The organism is Quadrisphaera sp. INWT6 (genome assembly GCF_015390235.1).
Taxonomy (GTDB): domain Bacteria; phylum Actinomycetota; class Actinomycetes; order Actinomycetales; family Quadrisphaeraceae; genus Quadrisphaera.
In genome coordinates, this window is the sequence record NZ_VUOH01000001.1 from 959,815 (window position 1) to 981,944 (window position 22,130).

20 protein-coding genes and 2 pseudogenes are annotated in these 22,130 nt (G+C 77.4%); 10 read left to right on the plus strand and 12 right to left on the minus strand.

Features of this window, described 5'->3' with window-relative positions; all coding sequences use genetic code 11:
* Window positions 1-134: 134 nt before the first annotated feature.
* Genes F1641_RS04320 through F1641_RS04335 form a run of 4 tightly spaced genes read right to left on the minus strand, consistent with a single transcriptional unit; the run spans window position 135 to window position 3,821 of the window.
* Window positions 135-752 carry a response regulator transcription factor gene (locus F1641_RS04320; protein ID WP_194903140.1) on the minus strand — a complete coding sequence of 206 codons (618 nt, stop codon included), beginning with the start codon at window positions 750-752 and terminating at the stop codon, window positions 135-137.
* Window positions 749-2,059 (minus strand): sensor histidine kinase, encoded by a 1,311-nt coding sequence (locus tag F1641_RS22895; protein WP_194903141.1) that lies wholly within the window; start codon window positions 2,057-2,059, stop codon window positions 749-751. The genes F1641_RS04320 and F1641_RS22895 overlap by 4 nt, the downstream gene beginning before the upstream one ends.
* Window positions 2,060-2,076: 17 nt before the next feature.
* On the minus strand, window positions 2,077-2,889 hold the full coding sequence (locus F1641_RS04330) for an ABC transporter permease (RefSeq protein ID WP_194903142.1): 813 nt from the start codon (window positions 2,887-2,889) through the stop codon (window positions 2,077-2,079).
* A complete protein-coding gene (locus tag F1641_RS04335; RefSeq protein ID WP_194903143.1) occupies window positions 2,886-3,821 on the minus strand; it encodes an ABC transporter ATP-binding protein in 936 nt (311 codons plus the stop codon). The genes F1641_RS04330 and F1641_RS04335 overlap by 4 nt, the downstream gene beginning before the upstream one ends.
* 238 nt (window positions 3,822-4,059) lie before the next feature.
* On the opposite strand from F1641_RS04335, the gene F1641_RS04340 reads away from it, so the two are divergent.
* Window positions 4,060-4,500: an SRPBCC family protein gene (locus F1641_RS04340; protein ID WP_255514135.1), complete on the plus strand. Its 441-nt coding sequence runs from the start codon at window positions 4,060-4,062 to the stop codon at window positions 4,498-4,500.
* 847 nt (window positions 4,501-5,347) lie between these two features.
* Window positions 5,348-5,647 carry a helix-turn-helix transcriptional regulator gene (locus F1641_RS04345; protein ID WP_194903393.1) on the plus strand — a complete coding sequence of 100 codons (300 nt, stop codon included), beginning with the start codon at window positions 5,348-5,350 and terminating at the stop codon, window positions 5,645-5,647.
* A 62-nt stretch (window positions 5,648-5,709) separates the two neighbouring features.
* Here the strand turns inward: F1641_RS04345 and F1641_RS04350 are convergent, their stop codons facing one another.
* From F1641_RS04350 to F1641_RS04365, 4 genes are all read right to left on the minus strand, one after another.
* Window positions 5,710-5,967 carry an HPr family phosphocarrier protein gene (locus tag F1641_RS04350; RefSeq protein WP_194903145.1) on the minus strand — a complete coding sequence of 86 codons (258 nt, stop codon included), beginning with the start codon at window positions 5,965-5,967 and terminating at the stop codon, window positions 5,710-5,712.
* Window positions 5,968-6,022: 55 nt separating this feature from the next.
* Entirely contained in the window at window positions 6,023-8,143 is a 2,121-nt protein-coding gene (locus tag F1641_RS04355; protein WP_194903146.1) for a fructose-specific PTS transporter subunit EIIC, read from the minus strand.
* A gap of 93 nt (window positions 8,144-8,236) precedes the next feature.
* Window positions 8,237-9,205 (minus strand): 1-phosphofructokinase family hexose kinase, encoded by a 969-nt coding sequence (locus F1641_RS04360; protein WP_194903147.1) that lies wholly within the window; start codon window positions 9,203-9,205, stop codon window positions 8,237-8,239.
* A complete protein-coding gene (locus tag F1641_RS04365) occupies window positions 9,202-9,966 on the minus strand; it encodes a DeoR/GlpR family DNA-binding transcription regulator (RefSeq protein WP_194903148.1) in 765 nt (254 codons plus the stop codon). The genes F1641_RS04360 and F1641_RS04365 overlap by 4 nt, the downstream gene beginning before the upstream one ends.
* Before the next feature lie 204 nt (window positions 9,967-10,170).
* Between F1641_RS04365 and F1641_RS04370 the strand changes: the two genes are divergently transcribed.
* The gene (locus F1641_RS04370) at window positions 10,171-11,919 is read left to right on the plus strand and encodes a phosphoenolpyruvate--protein phosphotransferase (RefSeq protein ID WP_194903149.1); all 1,749 of its coding nucleotides are present in this window, start codon (window positions 10,171-10,173) and stop codon (window positions 11,917-11,919) included.
* Between the two features lie 26 nt (window positions 11,920-11,945).
* On the plus strand, window positions 11,946-14,609 hold the full coding sequence (gene hrpB, locus F1641_RS04375; protein WP_309225381.1) for an ATP-dependent helicase HrpB: 2,664 nt from the start codon (window positions 11,946-11,948) through the stop codon (window positions 14,607-14,609).
* A 13-nt stretch (window positions 14,610-14,622) separates the two neighbouring features.
* Here the strand turns inward: hrpB and F1641_RS04380 are convergent, their stop codons facing one another.
* From F1641_RS04380 to F1641_RS04395, 4 genes are read right to left on the minus strand one after another with little or no spacing between them, the layout of a single operon-like run.
* The gene (locus tag F1641_RS04380; protein WP_194903150.1) at window positions 14,623-15,315 is read right to left on the minus strand and encodes a triacylglycerol lipase; all 693 of its coding nucleotides are present in this window, start codon (window positions 15,313-15,315) and stop codon (window positions 14,623-14,625) included.
* Entirely contained in the window at window positions 15,312-16,043 is a 732-nt protein-coding gene (locus tag F1641_RS04385) for an alpha/beta fold hydrolase (RefSeq protein ID WP_194903151.1), read from the minus strand. The genes F1641_RS04380 and F1641_RS04385 overlap by 4 nt, the downstream gene beginning before the upstream one ends.
* On the minus strand, window positions 16,040-16,837 hold the full coding sequence (locus F1641_RS04390) for an alpha/beta fold hydrolase (protein WP_194903152.1): 798 nt from the start codon (window positions 16,835-16,837) through the stop codon (window positions 16,040-16,042). The genes F1641_RS04385 and F1641_RS04390 overlap by 4 nt, the downstream gene beginning before the upstream one ends.
* A complete protein-coding gene (locus tag F1641_RS04395; RefSeq protein ID WP_194903153.1) occupies window positions 16,816-17,196 on the minus strand; it encodes a DUF1844 domain-containing protein in 381 nt (126 codons plus the stop codon). Before F1641_RS04395 ends, F1641_RS04390 begins: the two co-directional genes overlap by 22 nt.
* A 301-nt stretch (window positions 17,197-17,497) precedes the next feature.
* Between F1641_RS04395 and infC the strand changes: the two are divergent.
* The 6 genes and pseudogenes from infC to F1641_RS23685 all read left to right on the plus strand — a co-directional run.
* Window positions 17,498-18,138, plus strand: a pseudogene (gene infC, locus F1641_RS20935) (translation initiation factor IF-3); the annotation flags it as partial.
* 718 nt (window positions 18,139-18,856) lie between these two features.
* Complete coding sequence (rpmI, locus tag F1641_RS04405; protein ID WP_194903154.1) at window positions 18,857-19,051, plus strand: 50S ribosomal protein L35; 195 nt, start codon at window positions 18,857-18,859, stop codon at window positions 19,049-19,051.
* Window positions 19,052-19,137: 86 nt separating this feature from the next.
* Window positions 19,138-19,527 (plus strand): 50S ribosomal protein L20, encoded by a 390-nt coding sequence (rplT, locus tag F1641_RS04410; RefSeq protein ID WP_194903155.1) that lies wholly within the window; start codon window positions 19,138-19,140, stop codon window positions 19,525-19,527.
* Between the two features lie 71 nt (window positions 19,528-19,598).
* Window positions 19,599-20,624, plus strand: coding sequence for an RNA methyltransferase (locus F1641_RS04415; protein WP_194903156.1), 1,026 nt, complete (start codon window positions 19,599-19,601; stop codon window positions 20,622-20,624).
* Window positions 20,621-21,001 carry an ATP-binding protein gene (locus F1641_RS04420; protein WP_194903157.1) on the plus strand — a complete coding sequence of 127 codons (381 nt, stop codon included), beginning with the start codon at window positions 20,621-20,623 and terminating at the stop codon, window positions 20,999-21,001. Before F1641_RS04415 ends, F1641_RS04420 begins: the two co-directional genes overlap by 4 nt.
* A 77-nt stretch (window positions 21,002-21,078) precedes the next feature.
* Window positions 21,079-22,123, plus strand: a pseudogene (locus F1641_RS23685) (ATP-binding protein); the annotation flags it as partial.
* Window positions 22,124-22,130 lie beyond the last annotated feature (7 nt).

The following is a 22,130-nucleotide window of genomic DNA, read 5'->3' on the forward strand; positions in this document are numbered from 1 at the left end:
CGACCGCGAACCTCAGTGCCGCGTGCTCCGCGATGTGATGCTCAGGCGCATGGTCGTGCGGGGCGGGGGATGAAGGGCCGCCCGCTGCGACGACCGTGCGCGTGAGCGCCAGGTGGGGCGGCGCTGTCCGCAGCTCAGATCCAGCCGGCGGCCTGGGCGCGGCTGACGGCCTCGTGGCGGTTGGCCACCCCGAGCTTCTGCACCGCGGCCGACAGGTAGTTGCGCACCGTCCCCGGGGACAGCGACGCCCGCACCGCGATCTCCTCGACGCTCGCCCCGCCGGCCGCCAGCTCGAGCACGTCGGCCTCGCGCGGCGTCAGCGGGGAGTCGCCCGCGGCGATGGCGTCGGCCGCCAGCTCGGGGTCGACGTGCCGCCCGCCCGCGTGCACCGTGCGGATCACCTGCGCCAGCACCGCCGCCGACGTCGTCTTCGGCAGGAACCCCCGCACCCCGGTGGACAGCGCCCGCTTCAGGTGACCGGGCCGCCCGTGCCCGGTGACGATGACGACGCCGCAGCCGGGCACCTCCGCCCTCAGCGCAGCTGCCACCTCGATGCCGTCGAGCCCCGGCATCTGCAGGTCGAGCACCGCCACGTCGGGCCGCAGCGCGCGCGCCACCGCCACGGCCTCCGTGCCGGAGGCCGCCTGGCCCACCACCTCGACGTCGTCCTCGAGGTCGACCAGCGTGGCCAGCGCCGTGCGGATGAGCTGCTCGTCGTCGGCCAGCAGCACCCTGATGGGTGAGGGGGTCACGCGTGCGCCTCCTGCTCGTGGGGTCGGGTGCGCGGTCCGGTCCGGGCGTCGGCCGGCGTGGTGGCGGTCAGCACCACCCGGCCGCGCTCGCGGCGGACGTCGAGCGAGCCTCCCCGGGCCTCCAGCCTCTCGCGCAGCCCGGACAGCCCCGCACCGGGGCGCAACCCGCCGTCGCGAGCGCCGTCGGACGCAGCGTCGCCGCCGTCGTTGCGCACCACCAGCACCGCCGCGCCGTCGACGACCGACAGCGACACCGCGCAGGTGCGCGCGTGCCCGTGGCGCACCACGTTGGTGACCGCCTCGCGCAGCGCCCACGCCAGGGCCTCCTGCGCGGGAGCCGGCAGGGCTGTCGCGACCGCGTCGTCGACGCGCACCTCGCACGCCACCTCGGCGGACGCGAGCAGCGCCCGCGCGCCGGCGAGCTCGGTGAGCAGGTCGGCCCGGCGGTGCCCGCGGACGACGGCGCGGACCTCCGCCAGCGACGACTGCGCCAGCTCGCGCACCGCCATCGCCTCCGCCACGGCCTCGGGCCGTCCGCGCTCGGCGAGGCGCGCCACGACCTCGCTCTTGAGCGCGATGGCCGACAGGTCGCGGCCGACCACGTCGTGCAGGTCGCGGGCGAACCGGAGCCGCTCCTCGGCCACGGCGAGGCGGGCGCGGTCGCCCTGGGCGTCGGCGAGCTGGCGGACCACGTCGAGCAGCCACACCGACAGCCGCACGGTCATGACAATGAACGCCGAGGCGAGCACGGTGACGACGGCGGTGGCGCCCGCCACCAGCGGCGTCGTCCCCCCGCTGGCCGCGGCCAGGCCCGTCGCGGCGCCGGCGAGGAGCGGCAGCAGCCAGCCCGCGCGGCGGTGGACGACGGCAACGGCAGCGGGGGAGAACATCACCGTGTAGACGACGACGGCCTGGCGGGGCGAGCCCGCCAGCTCTGCGGCGGGCGGCACCAGGGCCGCGCTCGCCAGCAGCGCGGCGGTCGTGGCACCGAGCGCGAGCAGCCCGTTCCGCTGCTGGCGCGCGAAGTGCGGCTCCAGCCCCGACCTCAGCACCACGAACGCTGCAGCTCCCTGTGCGGCGGACAGCCCCACCACCAGGGCGAGCAGCCACCCCGGGCCGGTGCCTCGCGTCAGCACGAGGAGGAGCAGCGGCGCGGGGACCCCCAGCCAGTACAGGACCTGCGCGGTGTAGACCTCGACCCGCTGGACCTGCGACAGGGACGCCCACCACGCGCGCGGCGAGCGCCACCACGTCGGGCGACCCGCTGGGCCGGTCCGTCGTGGTGGCGCTCCCCGCTCCGTCGTCACACGGACAGGGTGCTGCATCAGCCGCGGGGCTCCCAGCGCCAGAGGCGGCGCGCCAGCCAGACGGACACCGCCGTCCACGCCAGGAGCAGCGCCAGGTCGACCAGCACCGGGGAGACCACCCCGGCCACGACCGGCAGCTCCACCAGGCCCACCCCGGCCGACGAGGTGCGGGCCAGCAGGTCGACGGCGCTGGTGAAGGGCACCAGCAGCAGCACCTGGCGCATCGCCTCGGGGAGCACCGGGACGGTGAGCATGTTCGCGGCGGCGGCGATGAGGAACAGCAGCGGCACCGCGGCCCAGTTGGCCTTCTCGGCGTTGCCGGCCATCCCGGCGATCGCCGCGCCCGCGGCCACGAAGCCCACCGAGGCGATGGCGACGCCCGCCAGCCACGGCGCCCAGCCGAGCGCGTCGGGGAGCGGGCCACCGCGCCCGACGACGACGGCGAGCACGGCGAACGCCTCCACGACGCCCACGACCACCAGGGGCAGGTACATCCCGGCCACCAGCTCGCCGCTGCTCAGCTCTGAGGTGCGCAGCCGCTTGAGCACCTGCGCCTCGCGGCGGTTCACGGTCAGCATCACCGCGGCCAGGTGCGAGGTCACGGCCATGACGACCACCACGCCCATGCCGATGAGCGCCGCCAGCGCCTCGGGGGACCCGCCGGGGGTGACGGAGACGAGGAAGAGGATGGCGAGCGGGCCGCTCAGCAGCGTCAGCAGCGTGGTGCGCTGCTTGACGAGCATCTGCGTCTCGAAGCGGGCCAGGCGCAGCACGCGCTGCGCCGGCGTCACGGTGCGTCGCTGGCGAGCGTTCGTGGTCAGGGTGCTCATCGGGACGCCTCCTCGGCGGTGCTGGGCTCGGGGGTGGAGCGGACGACGGAGTGGAAGACCTCGTCGAGGGAGGCCGGGGTGGCGCGGAGCCGGTGCAGCTCGGCACCGGTGCGCTGCGCGTCGAGGAGCAGGGTGAGCAGGTCGCCCTGCAGGTCGTGCGTGCGGACGTCGACCTGCTCGTCGGGCCGGCCGGCGAGGCGCCGCACCGCGGTGATGCGCGCAGGGCGCTGGTCGAGCACCTCCGCGAGGGTGCCCCGCACCGCGATGCGGCCGCGGTGCATGATCGCGACCCGGTCGGCCAGCTGCTCGGCCTCCTCGAGGTGGTGCGTGGTCATGAGCACCGTGGTGCCGCCGTCGCGCAGCTCGCGGACCAAGCCCCACAGCGTGGCGCGCGACTCCGGGTCGAGGCCCGCGGTCGGCTCGTCGAGCACGATGAGGTCGGGGGCGCCCCACACCGCGAGCGCCAGGTCGAGGCGGCGGCGCTCGCCGCCGGAGAGGTCCTTGACCAGCACGCCGCGGCGGTGGGCCAGGCCGACGCGCTCGAGCACGGCGTCGACGTCGTCCACCCGGCTGCTCAGCGACGCCCACAGCTGCAGCGCGCTGACCGGCGTCGCCTCGGGCACGAAGCCCGCCTCCTGCACCATCACGCCGGAGGCGGCGCGGATGCGGCGGGTGGAGACCTTCGGGTCCTCACCGAGCACGTCGACCTGACCGGCGGCGCGGGGGCGGAACCCCTGCAGGGCCTCCAGCGTGGAGGTCTTGCCGGCGCCGTTGGTGCCGAGGAGGGCGAACACCTCCCCGCGGCGGACGTCGAGGTCCACGCCGTCGACGGCGCGGAAGGAGCCGTAGGCGACGACCAGTCCGCGGACGTCGACGACGAGGTCGTCCGCCGTCCTCGTCCGCTCTGCGGGGGTGGCTGCTGTCGTGGTCATGGCTCCACGCTCCCGCGGCGCGGGGCCCGCGGTCAGTGCGCTCCCTCACGGGTGCGGGTGCGCTCCTCACGCCCCGGGCATGACACCCGTCACCCCCCTCCCGCGACGATCACGCACCTGCGCGCCACCTCGAGCGTCGAGCTGCGCCCGAGATGGCGCTGAGGTGCGTGATCGTCGTGGGCAGGAGGGGCGCGCACGCCTCGCGGGGACGTGCAGGCGCTGCCACCGTGAGGCGGTGATGCTCCTGCGCCCGGCGCCCCCGATCACCCGGGAGCGGACCACGGCGGCGGCCCCCGCCGTCGTCCACGACCTGCTCGTCGACGTGGCGTCCTGGCCGCTCTGGTCACCGCACGTGGTGCGCACCGACCCGGCGCAGGGGCGGGTGCACCCGGGGTGGCGCGGACGCGTCAAGCCGTGGTTCGGCCCGGCGACCACCATGGAGGTCACCGAGGTGGTCCCGGACGGCGGGATGCGCTGGCGCACCCGGGCCGCCGGCCACGAGCTGCGGTACTCCCAGCTCGTCAGCGCTGCCCCCGGCGGAGGCAGCCGCGTGGAGTTCCGCGCTGAGGTGGGCGGGCCGCTCGGCCCGCTGGTGCAGCGCCTCGCCGCGCCGCTGTCCGGCTGCGGACAGCGGCGCCGCCTCGACCGCCTGGTGCTGCTCGCCGAGCGCTCCGCCTGAGCTGAGGCTCTCGCCTCCGCGACGGCGGAGTCCAGGGCCGTGATCGGCCCCGTCCTGCCCCTGGACTCCGCCGTCGCGCCACCCCTCGTGATCATGGGCGTCCGCCACCCCGTCGCGCCTCTTGCCCCATCGACTGTCGATGGGCCACGGTGCGGTGTGAGCATCGCCGAGAAGCGGTACGCCAAGCCCTGGGCCCTGGGTCTCGTCGAGGCCGCACTCGGGATCTTCGGCGTCGTCGCCCTGGTCGCCGGCCCCGCCTACTGGGTCAACGGGCTGACGCAGGCGGGCGCTCTGGTCCGCGTTCCCGTCGCCCTCTCGGCCGCGGGCGCCGACCAGCTCGTGGCGCCGGGGGAGCGCCCCGCGGTGGTCGACCTCCCCCTCCCGGACGGCCTCGTCCCGGCCGCGATCGCAGCGCAGGTCTCCCTGCGGCTCGAGGTCCCCAACTCCGACCTCGAGCTGCGGGCGCACGGCCAGGCGACCCGCGGGGAGTGGGCGCTCGCGCGAGGTGACGCGCTCCTGCGGTGGACCGCGGCCGGTGCGTCCGCCCTGGCGCTGCGCCGCCTCGTCATGGGGGTGGGGCGGGGCGAGCCCTTCGCACCCGGGGGAGCCCGGTGCTTCGCCGTGGTCGCAGGGGCGGTGGCGGTCGCCTCCTACGCGGCCCCCCTCCTGCCGGCTGCGGCCGCCGCACGGGTCCTGGCGCGCCTGGGGCTCGACGGACCCGGGTCGCCGCTGGTCGTGTCCACGTCCCCCTCGACCTCGCGCCGCTGCTCGTCATCGGGCTCCTGCTCGCGCTCGCCGAGGCGTTCCGGCAGGGCGAGAAGCTCGCCCGCGACGCCGAGGGGCTCGTCTGAGCCCCCGCGGGACCCCCGCCGAGGACGACGACGGCACCGGTCACCGCGTCCGCTGCCACCTCGACGCGCTGCTCGCGGAGCGGGGGATGACCCTGGTCCAGCTGTCCGAGCTGGCCGGGGTGACCGTGGTCAACCTGTCGGTGCTCAAGAACGACCGGGCGCGCGCGGTGCGCTTCTCGACGCTGACCGCCGTGTGCGACGCCCTCGGCTGCCAGCCCGGTGACCTCATCACCGTCGAGCGCGCGCCAGGGGTGGCGGAAGCCCATGATCACGGACGAGGTGCGGTCGGGGCATGACGCGAGGGCCCCCGCCGGGATCGGCGGGGGCCCTCGTCAGGTGGAGCAGGTGGAGCGGGAGGTCAGGCGTCCAGGTCCTTGGCGACCAGGTCGGCCACGACCTTCATCGCGGCCTCGTCGTCGGACTCGACGGTGACCTCGTCGCCCTGGGCCGCGCCCAGGGTCATGATCAGCAGCGCGGAGCCGGCGTCGACCGGCTCCTCGCCGGCCACTGCGAGGGTGACCTCGGCGCCGGTCTCCGTCGCCGCCTGGGCGATGACGGCGGCGGGGCGGGCGTGCAGGCCGACGGCGGACCCGACGGTCACGGTGGTGCTGGGCACGGTGCTCTCTCCTTCGTGAGGGGGCGTGTCTGGGACGAGTCGATCAGAGCGGCGGTCAGGCCGCGACCGGGGTCTTGGCCGTCGCCTTGAGGAGCGTGACCACCAGCGCCGAGACGATGGTCCCGAGGAGCACCGCGATGAAGAAGGTCACGAAGGGCTGCATCGCGAAGAAGACGAAGAAGCCGCCGTGGGGGGCGCGGAGCTCCGTTCCGAAGGCCATGATCGCCGCACCGGTGACCGCGCCACCGACCATCGAGGCCGGGATGACGCGCAGCGGGTCGGCCGCCGCGAACGGGATGGCGCCCTCGGAGATGAAGGAGGCGCCCAGCAGCCAGGCGGCCTTGCCGTTTTCCTTCTCGACCGCCGAGTACAGCTTCGGGCGGACGGCGGTGGACAGTGCCATCGCCAGCGGCGGCACCATGCCGGCCGCCATGACGGCCGCCATGACCTGGAACGAGGCCGGGGTCTGCGCGGCGAGTCCGGCGGTGGCGAAGGCGTAGGCCGCCTTGTTGACCGGGCCGCCGAGGTCGAAGCACATCATCAGGCCGAGGATGATCCCGAGCAGGATCGCGGCGCTGCCGGACAGGCCGTTCAGCCAGTCGGTCAGGCCGTTGGTCGCGGCGGCCAGCGGACGGCCGAGCACGAGGAGCATCAGGCCACCGGCCACGATCGAGGCCGCCAGCGGGATGATCATCACGGGCATGAGGCCGCGCAGCCACTTCGGGACGTCGAGGCGCGAGAACCAGTAGGCGACCAGGCCCGCCAGCACACCGCCGACGATGCCGCCGAGGAAGCCGGCGCCGGAGAAGCCCGCCACCGCGCCGGCGGTGAAGCCGGGGGCGATGCCGGGGCGGTCGGCGATGCCGAACGCGATGTAGCCCGCCAGCGCCGGCACGAGGAAGCCGAACGCCAGGCCGCCGATCTTGAAGAAGACGGCACCCAGGTAGACGAGCAGCGCGCTGTCGCGCAGAGCGTTGCCGGCCAGCGTCGGGTCTGCCGCCTTCAGCGCGGCGACGTCCGGCAGGTTCCACAGCGAGTTGTTGAGCAGGATGTCGTCGGCGCCCGTGGGCAGGTTGGTGACCCGGTACCCGGCGAACAGGAAGCCGAGGGCGATCAGCAGACCGCCGGCGGCCACGAACGGGATCATGTAGCTGACGCCGGTCAGCAGCACCTGGCGCACCTTGACCCAGAACGACACGTCGCCCCCCTGGCCCGCGGTCGCCGCTGCAGCGCCGGCCCCCGCACCGCCGCCGGCCACGCGGGCCGCCTGCGGGTCGGTCGACGCGGTCAGCGCCTCGGCGACCATCGCGTCGGGCTCGTTGATGGCGCGCTTCACGCCGGAGGCGATGACCGGCTTGCCCGCGAAGCGCTCACGGCCCTTCACCGGGACGTCGGTGGCGAAGATGACGGCGTCGGCGCTGGCGATGAGCGACGGCGGCAGCGGCGTGGTGGCGCCCGAGCCCTGCGTCTCGACCTTCAGCGTGATGCCCGCACGCTCGGCGGCGGCGACCAGGGAGTCGGCGGCCATGTAGGTGTGCGCGATGCCGGTGGGGCACGCCGTCACGGCGACGACGACCTTGCCGCTGGTCTCCGAGGCGACCGACGCCGAGGCGGCGCCGGCGGCGGCCGGAGCGGCGCTCGCGGTCGCGGCGGGGGTGGAGGTCGCCTGCTTCGCTGCGCTGTCGGTGCTAGCGGCCTTCGGCTTCGGCGTGACCACGTCGGTGACGAGGTCGACGACCTCCTGGTCGGTCTTCGCGGCGCGCAGTGCGGCGGTGAAGGCGGGCTTGACCAGGGCGCGGGCCAGCGCGGTCAGCAGCTTGAGGTGCTCCTGCCCGCCGGAGGCCGGGGCCGCGATGAGGAAGGCGAGGTCAGCGCCGCCGTCGGGGGCGCCGAAGTCGACCTTGGGCGAGAGGCGGGCGAAGGCGAGGGTCGCCGTCGTCACCGCCTCCGAGCGGCAGTGGGGGATGGCGATGCCGCCGGGCAGGCCGGTGGCCGACTGCGCCTCGCGCGCCATCGCGTCGCGCTGCAGGCCCTCGGCGCTGGTGGCGCGCCCGGTGCCGGCGACGACCGCGGCGAGGGAGGCGATGACGTCCTCCTTGCGCGAGCCGAGGTCGGCGTCGAGGCGCACGAGCTCCGGCGTGATCAGCCCCGCCGGGGCTGAGGTGTCGGTGGACATGGGTCCTCCTGGTCTGGCCGACGTCGTCGGCGGTCTGGGTCGAGCGGCTGGGGAGTGCTGGGGGGAGCGGGGGAGCTGGGAGGGGTGGTGCGGTCAGAGGCGCTGCGACGTCACCAGGTCGCGGCGCAGGTGCTGGGGCGTCGGCAGCGACGACCCGGGGAGCTGGACGGCGGCGGTGCCGTGGGCCACGGCGACGGCGAGGCGCTCGGCCTCGTCGGCGCCGTCGAGGTCGGCCAGCAGGTAGCCCGCCAGCGTGGAGTCGCCGGCGCCCACGGTGCTGACGGGGGTGACCGGGGCGTGCTGGGCGTGCCAGGCGCCGTCGGCGGTGACCAGCAGCGCGCCGCGCCCGCCGAGCGTGACGAGCACCTCCGCGACCCCGCGCTCCACCAGCGAGCGTGCCGCCTCCGCGGCGGCGGCGGGGTCGGCCTCCAAGGCCGCGCCCGCCGCCGAGGCGGACCCCGCGTCGACGCCGGTGAGCTCCGCGAGCTCCTCGGCGTTGGGCTTCAGCAGGTCGGGCAGGCCCGCGGCGTCGGCGCCCGGGCCGGCGGTGGCGAGCAGCGCCGCGCCGGAGGTGTCGACGGCGACGCGCGCGCCCGTCGAGCGCAGCGCGGCCACGAGCTCGGCGTACCAGCCGGCGGAGACGCCGGGGGGCAGGGAGCCGGACAGCACCGCCCAACGCGCACCGGCGGCCTCGCGCTGCAGGGCCTCGGCGAGGCCGGCGCGCACGGCGGGGCCCAGCGGAGCGCCGGGGGCGTTGACCTTCGTCGTCGTGCCGTCGGGCTCGGCGAGGGTCAGGTTCACGCGGGCGAAGGCCGCGATCGGCACCGCGCGGTGCACCAGCCGCAGCTCGCGCAGGGCGAGGAGCAGCGGGTCGTCCGGGTGCCCGGGCAGGACGGCGACGGCGGTGCGCCCGCCGGCGGCGACCACGCGGGCGACGTTGACGCCCTTGCCGCCGGGCTCGTCGACGGCGGCCGCCGAGCGGACCACGCCGCCGCGCTCCAGGGGGCCGGACAGGGGCACCAGCCGGTCCAGGCCGGGGTTGGCCGTCAGGGTGACGATCACGCCACCACCACCTCCACTCCGCGTGCTTCGAAGGACTTCAGGTCGCGCCGGGGGGCGCTGGCGTCGGTGACGAGGACGTCGACCTCGTCGAGCTGGGCGAACCGCACCAGGTGCTCGCTGCCGATCTTCGAGGCGTCGGCGAGGACCACGACGCGGCGACCGGCGGCCACGAGGGCCCGCTTGAGGGCGGCCTCGTCGTGGTCGGGCGTGGTCAGGCCGTGGTCGGGGGTGATGCCGTTGGCGCCGACGAAGGCGGTGTCCACGCGCAGCGCCTCGACGGCGCGCAGCGCCTCCGGGCCGACCGCCGCGTGCGTGGTGCCGCGCACCCTGCCGCCGATGAGGTGCAGGTCGATCGCGCCGGCCCCGGCGAGCTGCGCGGCGACCGGCACGGCGCTGGTCACCACGAGCAGCGGGGAGTCGGTGGGCAGGAGGCGGGCCAGGCGCACGGTGGTGGTGCCGGCGTCGAGGGCGATCGAGCCGCCGTGAGGCACCAGGTCGAGCGCCGCGCGGGCGATCCGGTCCTTCACCTCGGCGCGGTCGGCGTCGCGGTCGGCCACGGCGCGCTCGACCACCGTCAGGGCGCTGGTGGGGACGGCGCCGCCGTGCACCCGGCGCAGCAGCCCAGCGCGCTCGAGGGCGGCCAGGTCGCGCCGCACCGTCTCGGTGGTGACGCCGAACTGTGCCGCCACGTCGGCCACGGCGACGCGGCCGTGCTGGCGGACCAGTCCGGCGATCGCTTCGTGGCGCTCCGTCGCGTACAACCGCGCACTCCCTCGTGCCTGGGTCCCGTGCTGCTTCCTGGTGGTGCTCGCGTCCCCCGTGTGTGGGACCGTGTTGGAAACAACTTTGTGATGTGTGGTTCTACGCCCGTTCATGTTGTTGTGTCAAGGGGTGGTTCCGGTGCAGGCTGGGGCCCGACAGACCAGGGCCGCTGATGGCCCCCCACTCCAGCGCGGGAGTCCTCGATGAGCAGCGTCGCCACCACTCCGCAGTCGTCCGGCACGTCCCCGCAGGGCCCCACCGGTCGGGTCCTGGTCGGCATCCCGGTCGTCCCCGGCGTCGGCGCCGGCCCCGTCGTCCGGCCCGCCGACCGGCCCCGGCTGCCCGAGGTCACGGGGGAGCCCTCGGTCGCCGAGGACGCGCGCGCGGGCGAGCTGGAGCGCTTCCAGGCCGCCGCGGAGGTCGTCGCCGGCCGCCTCGAGGGCCGCGCCGCGCGCGCCTCGGGCGCCGCCGCCGAGGTGCTGGAGGCCACCGCCGGCCTCGCCCGCGACCGGGGCCTGCTGGCCGCCGTCGGCAAGCGCGTCAAGGCCGGCGCCCCCGCCGACCAGGCCGTCGTGGGTGCGGCCGAGCAGTTCAGCGCCATGTTCACCGAGCTCGGCGGGGTCATGGCCGAGCGGGTCACCGACCTCGCCGACCTGCGCGACCGGCTCGTCGCCGAGCTCACCGGTCAGGAGGAGCCCGGCGTGCCGACCCCGGCCGACCCCTCGGTGCTGCTCGCCGACGACCTCGCCCCCGCTGACACCGCGGGCCTGCAGCCCGAGCTGGTGCTCGCCATCGCGACCACGCGCGGCGGCCCCACGAGCCACACCGCGATCATCGCCCGCCAGCTGGGCATCCCCTGCGTCGTCGCCGTCGGCGGCCTCGACGACGTCGCCACCGGGCAGTTCGTCCTGGTCGACGGGACCTCGGGTGAGGTGGGCGTCGAGCCCGACCGCGACCACGCGCGGGCGCGCGTGGAGGAGTCCGAGCGGGAGCGCGCCGCCGTCGCCGCGTGGACCGGGCCGGGCGCCACCGCCGACGGCCACGCCGTCGACGTCCTCGCCAACGTGCAGGACGGCGCGGGCGCGGCGAAGGCCGCCGCCACCGGCGCGCAGGGCGTGGGCCTGTTCCGCACCGAGCTCTGCTTCCTCGACGCCGACACCGAGCCCTCCGTCGAGGAGCAGGCGCGCATCTACGGCGAGGTGCTCTCCGCCTTCGCCGAGCGGGCCGAGGGCGCCGGCGAGGGCAGCAAGGTCGTGCTGCGGACCCTCGACGCCGGGTCCGACAAGCCGCTGAAGTTCGCGACCGCGCCCGACGAGGAGAACCCCGCCCTGGGCGTCCGCGGCCTGCGCATCTCCTGGGCTCAGCCGGGCATCCTCACCCGCCAGCTCGACGCCGTGGCCCTGGCCGCCGAGCAGACCGGCACCTCGCCGTGGGTGATGGCCCCCATGGTCGCCACCGCCGCCGAGGCCCGGGAGTTCGCCGCGCAGGTGCGCCAGCGCGGGCTCAAGGCCGGCGTGATGATCGAGATCCCCGCGGCCGCGCTGCACGCCGAGCGCATCCTGCGGGAGGTCGACTTCCTCTCCATCGGCACCAACGACCTGGCCCAGTACACGCTCGCCGCGGACCGGCTCTCGGCAGACCTCGCCCACCTCAACGACCCGTGGCAGCCCGCGCTGCTGCAGCTGGTGGCGCTGACGGCGGCGGCGGGCGCGGTGGCCGGCAAGCCCGTGGGCGTCTGCGGCGAGGCCGCGGCCGACCCGCTGCTCGGCGCGGTGCTCGTGGGCATGGGCATCACGTCGCTGTCGTGCGCCGCATCGGCGATCTCCTCCGTCGGGGCCCGCCTGGCCTCGGTCGAGCTGGCCGCCTGCCAGGAGGCGGCCCGCGCCGCCGTCGCCGCCGACGACGCGGCGGCCGCCCGCGCCGCGGCCCGCGAGGTCCTCCTGGGCAGCTGAGGTCCCCGGCCCGGGAGGATGGCGGCGTGCTGCCACCTCCCGGGACCCCCGGCACCGACCTGCCGGTCCGGGAGGTGCTCGACGACGTCGTCGCCGCGCTCGCCGGCCGGGGGACCGCCCTGCTCGTGGCGCCCCCGGGCACCGGCAAGACCACGCTCGTCCCGCTCGCCCTCGCCGGCGCCCTCCCGGTGGGCGCGGGGCGCGTGGTGGTCGCCGAGCCCCGCCGCGTGGCCGTGCGCGCCGCCGCCCGCCGCATGGCCTCGCTCCTGGGCGAGCCCGTCGGGCAGCGCGTCGGCTGGAGCGTCCGCGGCGAGCGCCGCACCAGCGCCGCCACCCGCGTGGAGGTGGTGACCACCGGCCTGCTGCTGCGCCGCGTCCAGCACGACCCCGAGCTGCCCGGCGTCGCCGCCGTCGTCCTCGACGAGGTGCACGAGCGCCACCTCGACGCCGACCTCGCCCTCGCCCTCCTGCTCGACGCCCGCGCCGCGCTCCGACCGGACCTGCAGGTCCTCGCCGCCTCGGCCACCCCCGACGCCGCCCGCCTCGCCGCCGTGCTGGGGAACGCCGACGACCAGCAGGACGTCGACGCCGCGCGGCCCGCCCCCGTCGTCGTCGCCACCGCGCCCGTGCACCCCCTCGAGGTGGTCTGGGCCCCGCCCACCCGGCCGGTGCGCCCGCCCGAGGGCACCCGCACCGACCCGGCGCTGCTCGACCACGTCGCCGCCACTGCACGGCGCGCGCTGGCCGAGCGCGACGGCGACGTCCTCGTCTTCGTCCCCGGCGCCGCCGAGGTGGGCGGCGTGCGCTCGCGCCTGGCGGCCACGGTCAGCGGCGACGTCGACGTCCTCGCCCTCTCGGGCCGGCAGAGCACGGCCGACCAGGACGCCGCGCTGGCCCCCTCGTCGCCCGGCCGCCGCCGCGTCGTGGTCTCCACCGCCGTCGCCGAGTCGAGCCTGACCGTGCCGGGCGTGCGCACCGTCGTCGACGCCGGGCTCGCCCGCGTGCCCCGCACCGACCACGCCCGCGGCCTCGGCGGCCTGGCCACGGTGCGGGTGAGCCGGGCCGCCGCCGAGCAGCGCGCCGGCCGCGCGGCCCGCGAGGCCCCCGGCGCGGTCTACCGCTGCTGGACCGCCCTGGAGCACGAGCGGCTCCCCGCCCAGCCGCAGCCCGAGGTGGCCACCGCCGACCTGACGGGTGCGGTGCTGGCGCTGGCCTCGTGGTCGCGGGCCGACGGCGCGGGCCTCCCGCTGCTCGACCCGCTGCCCGCGGGAGCCACGGCCGCCGCCGTCCGCGTGCTGCACGACCTCGGCCTGCTCGACGGCGACGACGCCGCCACCGCGCGCCCCACGGCTCGCGGTCGCGCCGTCGCGTCCCTCGGCCTGGAGCCGCGGTGGGGGCGCGCGCTGCTCGACGGCGCGGCCCTCGTGGGGGAGCGGACGGCCGCCGAGGTGGTGGCCCTGCTCAGCGAGGACGGCCTCGTGGGCGGAGGAGGCCCGGGGAGCGGCGCCGCCGGTGGTGACGACGTGGCCGCCAGCTGGAGGTCCCTGCGCCGCGACGACGACCCCGGCCGGTCCGCCCGCTGGCGCGCGGAGGTCCGCCGCCTGGCCGGCGCCCTCGCGGACGTGCCCGCCGACCAGCGCCCTGCCGGTGGCGCGCGGTCGTCGCGCCTCGGCGACGACGCCGCGGCGGCCCTGGTCGTCGGCCTGGCCCACCCCGAGCGCCTCGCCCGGGTGCGCCCCGGCGGCCCGGCCACCGGTGCTGGCGGCTCCTACCTGACCGCCGGCGGCACCGCGGTGCGCCTGGCGCCGGGCTCGGGGCTGCGGGGGGCGCCCTGGCTGGCGGTCGCCGTGGCCGACAGGTCCGGCAGCGACCCCGAGGCGCGGGTGCGCGCCGCCGCCGCGCTCGACGAGGACGGCGCCCGCGCCGCCGCGCCGCAGCTGGTCCGCGAGGGCGAGGAGGTGTCCTGGCAGGGAGGCGCCGGGGGCGACGTGGTCGCGCGCCGGGTGGAGCGCCTCGGCGCCGTCGAGCTGGCCAGCCGTCCGCTCACCGGCGCGCTCGACGAGCGCCAGCGCGGCCTGGTGGCCAGCGCCCTCGCCGACGGGCTGGCGCAGGCCGGGCTCGCGCTGCTGCCCTGGCCCGACGGCGCGGTGCGGCTGCGGCAGCGCCTCGCCGCGTGCCGGGCGGCCCTCGGCGACCCGTGGCCCGCCGTGGACGACGACGCGCTGCTCGCCCGGGCCGCCGAGTGGCTGGGACCCGAGCTGGCCGGGGCCCGCCGCCGCGCCGACCTCGCGCGCACCGACACGACGTCCGCCCTGCGGCGCCTGCTGCCGTGGCCCGAGGCGACCCGCCTCGACGAGCTCGCGCCCGAGCGGCTGCCCCTGCCGGCGGGCGCGGGGCCGCGCGGCGCCGGGCCCCGAGCCGAGGAGGGCAGCGCCCGCCTGGACTGGTCCGACCCCGCGGCGCCCGTCCTCGCCGTCCGCCTCCAGCGCGTGCTGGGCTGGACCGCTGCCCCGCGGGTGCTCGACGGGCGCGTCGCCGTCGTCGTCCACCTGCTCTCCCCGGCGGGGCGGCCGCTGGCCGTCACGGCCGACCTGGCCGGCTTCTGGCGCGGCGCCTACCGCGAGGTGAGGGCGCAGATGCGCGGTCGCTACCCCAAGCACGCCTGGCCGGAGGACCCGCTCGCCCCGTGACCCGCCCCGGGCGTCAGCGCAGGGCGTCGAGCACGGCCCGGTGCAGCCGGCGGTCGCTGAGCACGCGGAAGTGCCCCACGGCGTCCAGCCGGACGTTGCGGGCCCCGGGCAGGTCGCGCGAGCGCGGGGTGGTGGGGTCGACGGCGCTGCGCACCGCCGTGATGCGGTCGTCCGCGCCGTGGGCGGCGGCCAGCCGGGCGATCAGCGGGTCGTCCGGACGGAACGCGCGCACCGAGCGCAGCAGCGGCACCCACCGGGCCAGTGACGAGCCGGCGAACGGGGTGTTGACCGCCACCAGCCGCTCGAAGGCCGCGTCCTGGCCGCCGGGGGCTCCGCTCTCGGCATCCTGCACCAGGAGCAGCTTGCCCACCAGGCCGCCCTTGCTGTGCGCCACCAGCGCCGCGCCGCGCAGCCCCCGCTCGGCGGCGAAGCGGCGGACCAGGTCGGCGCCGTCGGGGATGCTCGCCCGCTGGAAGCCGAGGGCCTCCACGGCGTGCACCGCGTGCCCGGCCCCGCGCAGCGCCTCGGTGAGCGGTGCGAGGAACCGCCACGACTCGTAGACGCCGGGCACCAGCACCACGTCGCGGCAGCCGGGCGCGGGCGGCCCGTCGTGCGGGGGCGAGCCCCGCCGCAGGCTCCGCACCTGCCAGCGCAGCGCGTAGACCCAGTCGGCCACCCACCACCACGCGACGGCGGCGCCGTTCACGCCGTCGGCCCGCCCACGGCCGCGGCCAGCTCGGCCGGGTGCGACCACTGCAGCACGTGGCAGCCGGGCACCACCACGAGCCGGCCGCGGCGCGCCACCCGGGCCAGGTGCTCCGACCACCCGTCGGAGCAGAGCGGGTCGCGCTCGCCGTGCACGACGGTGACGGGGACGGCGACGTCGGGCAGGTGGTCCTCGACGCGGTGGCGCAGCACCGGGCCGACCGCGCGCAGGTAGGTGACCGGCCCGCACGCCAGGAGCGAGGCCAGCTGCACCGGCAGAACCCCGAGCGGCTCGCGCACCAGGCTCGCGAGCATGCAGGCGGTCTGCCGCAGGAGGGTGCGGGCGCCGGCGTCCACGGTCGGCGTCACCGCGACCAGCCGCGCGACGGCGCCCGGGTGGCGCACGGCCAGCTCCACCGCGACCTGGCTGCCCATCGAGTGCCCGACGACGACGGCCGGCCCCACCCCCTGCTCCGCCAGCAGCGCCGCGACGGCGTCGGCGTGGTCGGCGATGCTGATCAGGGGGCGCAGCAGGCGGCCCGGGGCCCGCGGCGGGCGGGGGGAGCGGCCGTGCCCGAGCAGGTCCGGGGCGACGACCCGCCAGGTGCCCGCGAGCTCGGGGACCAGCCGCCGGAAGTACGCCGACGACGACCCGATCCCGTGCAGCAGGACGACGGCGGGGGCGCCGGGCTCGCCCGCGGTGCGCACGTGAAGCGTCGGCGTGCTCACGCCCGACCCCGGTGGCGGCGGTCGGCGGCCTCGGCCGCGACCTCGACCAGCGCGGCGACGACCCCGGGGTGCGACCACTGCGCCACGTGGTGGGCACCCGGCACCTCCTGGACGCCGACCAGCAGCCCGGCCGGGACGCGCAGCGCCAGGCGGTCCAGCCAGGCGCGGGGCGCGACCGGGTCGTGCTGGCCCCGGGCGAGCAGCACCGGCGCGCTGGTGGAGGCCAGGTGCTCCTCGACGCGGTCCGACAGCATCGGACCGACCGTGCCGAGGTACGTCCGCGGACCGCAGCGCAGGTACGACGCCGCCTGCACCGGGGCCAGCGAGAGCGGCTCGCGCGGGCTGTTGCGGGCGAGGCGCAGCCCCTGCCGCAGGGGGCTGCGCGCCCGGTCGTCGGCGGTGGGGCCCAGCAGGACGGCGGCGCGGGCGGCTCCCGGGTGCCGCGCGAGCAGCGCGGCCACCACCTGGCCGCCCAGGGAGTGCCCGAGCAGCACGGGGCGCTGCGCGTCGCGCCCGGCGGGCTGCCCGGCCAGCCGCTCGGCCAGCAGGGCGGCGAGCGCGTCGGCGTGCTCGCGCACGGTCAGCGGGGCCCGCGGCCGCGGGGAGCGGCCGTGTCCAGCCAGGTCGGGGGCGAGCACGCGCCAGCGCTGCGCGAGCCGGTCGGCCAGCGGGCGGAAGTACGCGCCCGAGGAGCCGATGCCGTGCACCAGCACCACCGGAGCGGCGGCGGGGGACCCCAGCTCCTCGACCGCCAGCCGCTGCGCCGGGGTGCTCAGCGGACCGGGCCGGTCCACTTCTCGCCGGGCCCGGCGCCGGGGGCGTCCGGGAAGGGGGAGGCCTCCTGGAAGGCGAGCTGCAGCGAGCGCAGGCCGTCGCGCAGGGCGCGGGCGTGCTGGTTCCCGATCTCGGGCGCCGCGGCGGTCACCAGGCCGGCCAGCGCCGTGATGAGCACCCGGGCCTCCCCGAGGTCGAGGTGGGCGCCCTCCTCGGCGTCCTCGGCGAGGCCGCACTTCACGGCGGCGGCGCTCATGAGGTGGACGGCGGCGGAGGTGACGACCTCGACGGCGGACACGTCGGCGATGTCGCGGACGGCGCGCGCCTCGTCGGTCCCGCCCTCGGCCGGGACGGTGCTGCTGGGCTGCGGGTCGCTCACACTGCTACATTAGGCGACTGACCGACCGCGACCTCGAGCGCGCACCCGCACCGGACCCCGTCCGGAGCGAGCGCCGCACGGGGTCCGGTGCGCCAAGTGGAGGCCTCCTCCCACCCGCGTCGGCCCTCCCGGGCCGCCGGGTCCCCGGTCCACCGCACCGCCCCGGAAGTTCTCGGAGCGCGTGCGGCTCTCGAGCGACGCCCCGCGCCGCACGAGCCGGGTCAGGCCCTCGCGACGCGTCCGCCGGGGGAGACCCTTCCCGCGACGGTGGTTCCCAGCCCGTCGTGAAGGAGCAAGGCACATCAGCGAACCGCGCATCAACGACCGCATCCGCGTCCCCGAGGTGCGGCTGGTCGGGCCGAACGGTGAGCAGGTCGGGATCGTGCGCGTCGAGGACGCGCTGCGCCTGGCGGAGGAGGCCGACCTCGACCTGGTCGAGGTCGCCCCGAGGCGAAGCCCCCGGTCTGCAAGCTCATGGACTTCGGGAAGTTCAAGTACGAGTCCGCGATGAAGGACCGCGAGGCTCGGAAGAACCAGTCGAACACCGTGCTGAAGACCGTCCGGCTGCGCCTGAAGATCGACCCGCACGACTACGAGACCAAGAAGGTCTTCGCCCAGAAGTTCCTCGAGGGCGGCGACAAGGTCAAGGTCATGATCATGTTCCGCGGCCGCGAGCAGTCGCGCCCGGAGATGGGCCTGCGCCTGCTCCAGCGGTTCGCGAACGACGTCGTGGACTTCGGCTCCATCGAGTCGAGCCCGCAGCAGGACGGCCGCAACATGGTCATGGTCATGAGCCCCTCGCGGCGCAAGGCCGACGTGAAGTCGGAGCAGAAGGCCGAGCAGCGCACCAAGCGCGACGCCGACCGCACCGCCCGCATCGAGCGCGCCGAGAAGGTCGCTGCCGAGCAGGCCGAGAAGGAGCAGGCGGCCCCCGCCCCCGCTCCCGAGGTCTCCCCGATCATCGCCGAGGGCGACGAGCCGCTGTTCGTCCGCCGCGCCCCGTCCGCCGCGCCCGCCCCGGCCGCAGCCGGCGGCCGCGAGGGCTCCTCGCGCCCCTACGGCGGCCCGCCCTCCCGCGGCGGCGACCGCTTCGAGCGCCCGTCGCGGCCCGACCGCTTCGAGCGTCCGGGCTCGGACCGTCCCGAGCGGTCGGACCGGCCGGAGCGCTTCGAGCGTCCCGGGTCGGACCGTCCCGAGCGGTCGGACCGCCCCGAGCGCTTCGAGCGCCCGGACCGGCCCGCGGCCACCCGCGGCACGAGCCCGGGGGCGCCGTCGCGCCCGCTGCGGCCCGCGCCGCGTCCGGCCACGGCCCCGGGCAGCGCCACCCCCGCCGGCCCGGGCGCGCGCCCGGCCCCGGCCGGTCGCCCGGCACCGGGCCCGTCGGCTCCCCGCGAGGGCGCAGCACCCGCTGCTCCCGTCCCGGGCGGCGCTCCGGCGCCGCGGCCCCCGGCGGCCCGCCCGGCGGGTGACACCCCCGGACCGCGGCCGGTGCCGCGCCCGGCCCCGCGTCCCGCACGCCCCACGGCCCCGCCGCCCTCGGACGACTGAGGTCGCACCGGGGCTGAGGAGCCCACGGCCCGGGAGGAGACCCTCCCGGGCGCACGCAGCACGGAAGCCGGGCACGCACCCTGCCCGGGCATCAACCAGGAGGACGGTCACCATGCCGAAGATGAAGACCCACAGCGGCGCCAAGAAGCGCTTCAAGGTCACCGGGTCGGGCAAGATCACGCGCGAGCGCACCAACCTGCGCCACCTGCTCGAGGTCAAGTCGAGCCGCCGCAAGCGCGCTCTGGCCGTCGACACCGAGCTCTCCCCGGCCGACGTCGGGCGCGCCAAGCGCCTGCTCGGCCTCTGACCTCCGCGCACCTCGCGCCCCGCCCGAGCCGCTGACCAGCGGCCGGGCGCCCCACACCACCCCCGAGAAGACCCAGGAGCACCCCCGTGGCACGCGTCAAGCGGGCAGTGAACGCCCAGAAGAAGCGCCGCACCACCCTCGAGCGCGCCAGCGGCTACCGCGGCCAGCGCTCGCGGCTGTACCGCAAGGCCAAGGAGCAGGTCACCCACTCCCTCGTCTACGCGTACCGCGACCGCCGCGCCCGCAAGGGCGACTTCCGCCGCCTGTGGATCCAGCGCATCAACGCCGCGGTCCGCGACAACGGCATGACCTACAACCGCTTCATCCAGGGCCTCAAGGCCGCGGGTGTCGAGGTCGACCGCCGCATGCTCGCCGAGCTCGCCGTGAGCGACCCGGCCGCCTTCACCGCGCTGGTGGGCACGGCTCGCGCCGCCCTCCCCGCGGACACCTCGGCCCCCGCCGCCTCGGCGGCCTGAGGGCCGGTCGGAGCAGCGGTCCGGCGGGGTCGGGAGAGCGCGGCGTGACGGGTGCGGGCAGCACCGCCCGGGTGGCCACCACCCGGGCGGTGCCGGAGGTGGCCCTGGCCAACCCCCGCGCCGACCGCGTGCGCTCCCTGGCCCGCCTGGCCACGGCCCCGGGGCGCGAGCGCTCCGGGGCCTTCCTCGCCGAGGGCCCGCAGGCGGTCCGCGAGGCGCTGGCGGCCCCGGCCCCGCACCGCGTGCGGACCGTCGTGGCCGTCCCCGCGGCCCTCGAGAAGCACCCCGAGCTCGGCCCCGGCGCCTCCCGCGCCGGGGCCGAGCTGCTGACCTGCACCGACGAGGTCCTCCGAGCCCTGTCGGGCACCCGCACCCCCCAGGGCGTCGTCGCCGTGTGCGACGCCGTCCGCCCCGACCTCGACGCCGTCCTGCGCGGCGCGGACCGCTCGACCGGCAGCCCCGGTCCGCCGGCCCTGGTGGCGCTGCTCGCCCGCGTCCAGGACCCGGGCAACGCCGGCACCGTCATCCGCGTCGCCGACGCCGCGGGCGCCGGGGCGGCCGTCCTGACCCGCGGCAGCGTCGACGTCCACAACCCGAAGGTGGTCCGCTCGACCGCGGGCAGCCTCTTCCACCTCGACGTCGTCCAGGGGGTCGACGCCGCTGCGTCCGTCGAGGCCCTGCGCGCCGCCGGCCTCGTGGTGCTCGCCACCGACGGCGTCCCCGGACGGGGCAGCGCCGACCTCGACGAGCTCCTCGACGACGCCGCCGCCGGCACCGGACCGCTGCTCGGGCCGACGGCCTGGCTGTTCGGCAACGAGGCCAGCGGCCTGTCGCCCGCCGAGCGCGAGCTGGCCGACCTGGCCGTGCGCGTGCCCCTCCACGGGTCCGCCGAGAGCCTGAACCTCGCCACCGCCGCGGCCGTCTGCCTGTACGCCAGCGCGCGGGCCCAGCGGACGGCCCAGCGCGCGGCCCGGCGGGGAGCCCGCCGCGACGCGCCGGAGGGCCTCGGCGGGTCCGCGGGCGCCGTCGTCCACACTGGTCCCGTGGAGGAGACGACGCCCCCGGGCGGCGCCGGCGCGGCGGAGCGGCTGCCGTGACCGAGACCGTGCTGCCCTGCGGCCCCGAAGCCGCCGGTCAGGCCCGCCGGCTCGTGGCGCGGGCCTGCCAGGACGCGCACCTGCCCCCGGACACCTGCGACAGCGCCCTGCTGTGCACCAGCGAGCTGGTCACCAACGCCATCGTCCACGGCCGCTCCGACGTCAGGCTGTGGGTGAGCACCGCTCCCGGGCTGGTGCGCATCGAGGTCGGTGACGACAACTCCCGCCACCCCCACCTGCAGCCCGCCGACGACGGCGCGCTCGACGGGCGGGGCCTGTTCATCGTCGACCTGCTCACCACGCGGTGGGGCGTCCGCGACGACAGCATCGGCAAGATCGTGTGGTTCGAGCTCCACGTCGGGAGCGCCCCCGCCTGACCGGCGGCCCCGCGGGAGTGACTGCGGAACGTCACCACTGGTGACGCGCCACTCCCGGGCGGGGGTACGGTCGCCGCGTGGACGGTGCCCGGGACCTCGTCGACGAGCTCCCCGACGGCCTCGTCGTCGTCGGTGCCGACGCGCGCGTGCAGGTGGTCAACGCCAGCGCGGAGCGCTGCACCGGCATCCGCCGCGAGGACCTGCTGGGCCGTGACGTGCGCACGGCCCTGCCGCTCCAGGACACGACCGGCCGCGACTGGTGGGCCTGCACCGACCCGTTCCGCGGCCTCGCGACCCGCACCGGGCACCGCGAGCGCCTGCTGGTGCTGCCGGGAGACCACGAGGTGCTGGTCACGGCGCGCTACGTGCGCAGCGGGCGCAGCGCACCGGTGGAGCGGGTGGTGCTGCAGCTGCGCGACACCGAGGCGCGCCGGAGGCTGGGAGAACGACCACGCCGGGCTGATCTCGACGGTGGCGCACGAGCTGCGCTCGCCGCTGACGTCGGTGAAGGGCTTCACGTCCACGATGCTGCGCCGCTGGGAGCGCCTCACGGACGCGCAGAAGCGGCTGATGCTGGAGACGGTGGAGGCCGACGCCGACCGGGTCACCCGCCTCATCGCCGAGCTGCTCGACATCTCCCGCATGGACGCGGGGCGCCTGGAGGTGAAGCGCCAGGTGGTCGACCTGCCGGCGATGGTGCGCGGACAGGTCGACCGGATGGTGGCCACCGGGCAGCCCGCCGAGAGGTTCCGGGTGGCGCTCGCCTCGCCGCTGCCGGAGGTGTGGGCCGACCCCGACCGGCTGGAGCAGGTGCTGTCGAACCTGGTCGGCAACGCGGTGCGCCACGGCGCCGGGACGATCGACCTGGTGGTGGCCGCGGACCCCGACGGCGACGGCGTGGCCGTGGTGGTCGACGACGAGGGCGAGGGCATCCCGGCGGAGCACATCGGCGTCGTCTTCACCAAGTTCTGGCGGGGCTCGCGGCGCGGGGGCACGGGCCTGGGCCTGTACGTGGTGCGCGGCCTGGTGGAGGCCCACGGCGGGCGGATCACCGTCGGCGCCTCCCCGGCGGGAGGCGCTCGGTTCCGGTTCACGCTGCCGGCCGCCGTCCCCGACTTCGTGCAGCTGC

Bases quoted from the DNA above. Each gene is read 5' to 3' on its own strand.
- F1641_RS04330 (WP_194903142.1), bottom strand. From the start codon at position 2,889: ATGAGCACCCTGACCACGAACGCTCGCCAGCGACGCACCGTGACGCCG.
- F1641_RS04335 (WP_194903143.1), bottom strand. From the start codon at position 3,821: ATGACCACGACAGCAGCCACCCCCGCAGAGCGGACGAGGACGGCGGAC.
- F1641_RS04340 (WP_255514135.1), top strand. From the start codon at position 4,060: ATGCTCCTGCGCCCGGCGCCCCCGATCACCCGGGAGCGGACCACGGCG.
- F1641_RS04355 (WP_194903146.1), bottom strand. From the start codon at position 8,143: ATGTCCACCGACACCTCAGCCCCGGCGGGGCTGATCACGCCGGAGCTC.
- F1641_RS04370 (WP_194903149.1), top strand. From the start codon at position 10,171: ATGAGCAGCGTCGCCACCACTCCGCAGTCGTCCGGCACGTCCCCGCAG.
- rpmI (WP_194903154.1), top strand. From the start codon at position 18,857: ATGCCGAAGATGAAGACCCACAGCGGCGCCAAGAAGCGCTTCAAGGTC.